This is a genomic window from Streptomyces hirsutus, assembly GCF_001418415.1.
GTDB lineage: Bacteria > Actinomycetota > Actinomycetes > Streptomycetales > Streptomycetaceae > Streptomyces > Streptomyces hirsutus.
Window position 1 is genome coordinate 1 of the sequence record NZ_LIQT01000307.1, and the last position, 4,268, is coordinate 4,268.

Annotated in this window: 6 protein-coding genes; 2 read left to right on the forward strand and 4 right to left on the reverse strand. The window is 73.5% G+C overall.

The features are described 5' to 3' along the window. Window positions 1-496, forward strand: a 496-nt coding sequence (locus AOK11_RS22650) for a sporulation protein (protein WP_167353824.1), incomplete at its 5' end; no start/stop codon positions are given. A 78-nt stretch (window positions 497-574) separates the two neighbouring features. Here the strand turns inward: AOK11_RS22650 and AOK11_RS22655 are convergent. Further along, window positions 575-1,510, reverse strand: coding sequence for a M56 family metallopeptidase (locus tag AOK11_RS22655; RefSeq protein ID WP_055595565.1), 936 nt, complete (start codon window positions 1,508-1,510; stop codon window positions 575-577). Between the two features lie 6 nt (window positions 1,511-1,516). Then, window positions 1,517-1,906 (reverse strand): BlaI/MecI/CopY family transcriptional regulator, encoded by a 390-nt coding sequence (locus tag AOK11_RS22660; protein ID WP_055595566.1) that lies wholly within the window; start codon window positions 1,904-1,906, stop codon window positions 1,517-1,519. 139 nt (window positions 1,907-2,045) lie between these two features. Between AOK11_RS22660 and AOK11_RS22665 the strand changes: the two genes are divergently transcribed. Next, window positions 2,046-2,387, forward strand: coding sequence for a Sec-independent protein translocase subunit TatA/TatB (locus AOK11_RS22665; RefSeq protein WP_055595567.1), 342 nt, complete (start codon window positions 2,046-2,048; stop codon window positions 2,385-2,387). 9 nt (window positions 2,388-2,396) lie between these two features. On the opposite strand, the gene AOK11_RS22670 is transcribed toward AOK11_RS22665, so the two are convergent. Together AOK11_RS22670 and AOK11_RS22675 are read right to left on the reverse strand one after the other, a co-directional pair. Then, complete coding sequence (locus AOK11_RS22670; protein WP_055595569.1) at window positions 2,397-3,206, reverse strand: TIGR03943 family putative permease subunit; 810 nt, start codon at window positions 3,204-3,206, stop codon at window positions 2,397-2,399. A gap of 23 nt (window positions 3,207-3,229) precedes the next feature. Next, a complete protein-coding gene (locus AOK11_RS22675) occupies window positions 3,230-4,216 on the reverse strand; it encodes a permease (protein WP_055595568.1) in 987 nt (328 codons plus the stop codon). Window positions 4,217-4,268: the final 52 nt, after the last annotated feature.

Consider the following 4,268-nt stretch of genomic DNA (forward strand, 5'->3'; position numbering starts at 1 on the left):
GGAAGCCCCGGAAGCCCCGGAGGCCGACAACGACCCCGACCCCGGCCTCGATCCGCTCGGTGTCGGCCCGCTGCCCGCCCAGGAGGCGATCCTCGGCGCGTTCCGGCAGCTCGGGTACGGGCTGCGGTCCGCCGGTCTCGAGCACGGCCGCATCGGCGGCACCGGGCAGCGACTGCCCTTCCACCAGGAGATAGGGCTCACCCCGGCGCCCTCGTACGCGGACCGGGTGGAGGAGATCGAGCTGACCTTCCTGACCCACCCGGGCGGCATCGACGTCGTCCTGGAGGCCGACAAGCGGGGCGGCGGGAACGCGGGCGGCGACGACACCGGGCACGACGCGCTCAGCCGGTTCACCGTGGGCCACGACGACGCCCGCGACTGGGTCACCGAGGTCGACGGCTGGGTGCGCGAGCTGGTCGAGCACCGGGAGGCGTACGGCAGCGACAGTGCGTACGGGCACGGCGGACCGCACTCCTCCGGGCCGGGTATCGGCTGAGAGTCCGGCTCCCGCCACCGCCTCACAACGGCGTCATCACAACGGCGTCATGACAGCGGCCTCATCACGGCGGCGTCGTCACAGCGGCGTCGCCGTCCACAGGATCCAGAACAGGGTCACCGCCGCGTTGGCGGACGACATCGCCGACGCGGCCGTACCGGCGGCCGCTCCCCAGGCCGCCAGACCCGCCGAGGTGAACACCTCCGGCCAGGGCCCGGTCGCCGGAGCCGGGGCGAGCAGCGCCGCCACCCGGCGGGGAATCGGTCCCGGCGCCGCGAACGCGGGCAGGGGCGGGCCGCCGGCCCGGGAGGCGAGGGCCGCCTTGCCGATGGCGGTGGCGACGGTACGGCGGTCGCCGACCGTACGCGCCGCCTCCTCGTCCGCCCAGCGCTCCGCCGCGTACGACACCGCGGTGTGCAGGAGGCGCAGGAACGGGTTGGCGTGCGCGGCCAGCCGTACGGCCAGCAGGAACCGGTGATGGCGCGCGGTGAGGTGGGCGCGCTCGTGGGCGAACAGCGCGCGGCGCTCGGCGGGGGCGAGGTGGTCCAGGAGCGCGGTGGTGACCACGACGCGGTCGCGGCGCGGTCCGGTGCCCGGAAGGGCGTACGCGTACGGGGCGCCGTCGGGCAGGACCGCCACCTCCGTGTCCGGCAGGCCGTCCAGGGCACGGTGGGCGCGGCGGCGGGTGCGGACGTGCCGCCACAGGGTCCGGGCGCAGGCCAGCAGCACCGCGCACAGCGCCGGGATGGCGGCCTTCCCCACGACCTCGTCGTACGGGACCGCCTCCCGCACCTCCGGGTCCGACCAGCCGTCGGGCAGCGGGTTGCCGGGCAGGGTGGCGGTGCCGACCACCATCACCAGGCACAGGCACACCGTGCTGCACACCGCCATCACCGCCGCCACCCAGGTCAGCATCCGCGTCGCGGTCCGCGGGTGGAGATGCTGTGCGGCGAGCCGGGCGATCGGCCATGCCGTCAACGGCAGGACGAGCGGCAGGAAGACGAACACCCCCATGAGGCCTCAGTCTTCCCCGTCGCTCCGGGGCTGACCCAGCAGTTCCCGCAGCAGCCGTTCGTCGTCCGGGCCGAGACCGGTGACGAAGCTGGCCAGGACCGCCTCCCGGTCGCTCTCGGCGTCCAGCACCCTGCGCATCCGGTGGGCGGCGAGACCGGCGTGGTCGGAGGCAGGGGTCCAGGCGAAGGAGCGGCCCGCGCGTTCACGGGTGACCGCGCCCTTCGCGAGCAGCCTGGTGAGGATCGTGATGACCGTCGTATAGGCGAGGTCCTCGCCCAGCCGCTCCTGCACCCAGCCGGCCGTCGCCGGGCCGTCCGCCTCCCGCAGCACCGACAGCACCAGCGACTCCAGTTCGCCCTGTCCCCGCCGCCGGTGATGCCGGCTGTGCTCGACCACGGCCTGTCTCCCTTCCGTCGCCCTCCCGTTCCCGGGCGGTCATCGTATAGACGAGCGGACACCGTCAAATTCTCTACATTGCTGTAGATTCTACGGGCGGCATCCGGCAACGGCTCACGAGAAGGACGGACGGACCCCCATGTTCGGACTGAGCGAACTCGCGATCATCCTCATCGTCCTCATAGCCGTGCTCGCGGCGAAGAAGCTGCCCGAGCTCGCCCGCTCGGCCGGAAAGTCCGCCCGCATCCTCAAGGCCGAGGCCCGTGCGGCGAAGGCGGAAGCGGAGGCGGAGGCGCAGGAGGACGAGCGGCGGGCCCAGGCCCAGCAGCCCCGGCAGGCGCACCAGCCGCAGGGGGAGCAGCCGGGCGCCCCTCGCGTCATCCGGGGCGAGACCGTCATCAAGGGCGAGACCGTCATCAAGGGCGAGACCGTCACCCGGGACGCGGCCGCCGACGGCAGCCGCACCCAGCAGCAGCGCTAGCGCGCCCGTTCAGCCGTTCCAGACCTCGTCGTACGGGTCGTTCGGGGTGGGGACCGGCTTCGCCGACGTGACCTCGAAGTAGGGGACGGGTCCGTCGTTGACCGGGTCCTTCGTCCGGCGCGGGCTGTAGGTGCCGGTGACCTCCAGCCAGGCGTCCGGTTGCAGCACCGGGGGGACCGCGCCGGTCAGGGCGATCTTGACCGGCTGGCCGTCCGCGGCACAGCAGTTGAGGGACATGCGGACCAGGTAGGGGACGCCGGACGGGTCCAGGGCGACGAAGCCGGTGATCTCGATGGGCCGGTCCCGGAGGCCGTGGCCGTCGTCGTAGACCGCGCGGGCCGCGTACTCCCCCACTCCGAGGCGGAGTGTGCCCCCGGCGGGGAGTTCCGGGAAGCCGAACGGCTTCTGCAGGGCCGTACCCGTGTGGGTGGCGCTGTACGAGCCGAGGGCCGGCGGCGCCACCAGGATCAGGGCGAGAACGGGAAGGGCCAGGAGCCAGGAGATACGGGGCTCGTGGTGCCCCAGGTCGTGATCGTGCTCGCCATCGCCATCGCCGCCGTTCCCGCTCTCGCCACCGCCGTCGCTCCCGTCCCCGCTCCCGTCCCCGCTCCCGCTTCCGTCGTGGTCGCGCTTTCCGGACGCTTCGCGCCACTCGTACCAGACCGTCGTCATCGCCGTCACGACGAGTACGGCTCCGCACAGCAGGAGCAGCGGGCGCAGGCCGGCCTTGACGTAGCGCAGATGGAGGTCGGTCAGCCCGGCGTGCAGCACGGTCGCGCCCAGGAGGAACAGCAGGGCCGCCTGCGCCTGCCGGTTCAGATTCAGGTTTCGACGCACCCGGTTCACAGCAGCACCGCTCCCGTCAGGACCGAGACCGCCACCGCCAGGACGAGGGTCGCCGGGGCGAAGCGCAGGGCGAAGCCGCGGCCGAACGTGCCCACCTGCATGGCGAAGAGCTTGAGGTCGATCATGGGGCCCACGACGAGGAAGGTGAGCCGGGCCGTCAGCGAGAACTGGGTCAGGGACGCGGCGACGAACGCGTCCGCCTCCGAGCAGATCGACAGGAGAACGGCCAGCGCGGCCAGCACCAGGACCGACAGCACGGGATGATCGGCCGCCCGTTGCAGCCAGTGGGCCGGGACGACCGCCTTCAGCGTCGCCGCGGCCATCGCACCGACCACCAGGAAGCCACCGGCGTGCATCACGTCGTGCCGGACCGACCCCCAGAACGCCGCGCCCCGGCTCCGCCCCTCGTAGGACGAACGGGACGGCGGGCGCAGCCAGTCCGCGCGGCCGTGGCGCTGCCACAGCCAGCCCATCAGGCAGGCCACCAGCAGGCTCGCCACGAACCGGGCGAGGACCATCAGGGGATCGTTCGGGAAGGCGACCGCCGTCGCCGTCAGCACGATCGGGTTGATCGCGGGGGCGGACAGCAGGAACGTCAGGGCCGCCGCCGGGGCCACTCCCCTGCGCACCAGCGCCCCCGCCACCGGGACGGACGCGCACTCGCAGCCGGGGAGCACCGCGCCTGCCGCACCCGCGACCGGGACCGCCAGGGACGGACGCTTCGGCAGGGCGCGGGCGAAGAAGGACGGCGGGACGAACACCGCGATCGCCGCGGACAGCAGGACGCCGAGCACCAGGAAGGGCAGCGCCTGGATCATCACCGCCACGAACACCGTCGTCCAGTTCTGCATCACCGGGGCGCCCAGGGCGCGGCGGATCGGGTCCTGGAACATCACGGCGGAGAGCAGGAACAGGACGAGGAGAAGAGGGGGATTGAGCTGCCGGGACTCCTCGGCCGTCCCGCCGGCACCACCGGGCGTCATGCCACCGCCGGTCCCCTTCCCCGGCCCGTTCCCCGGCCCGTTCCCCGGCCCG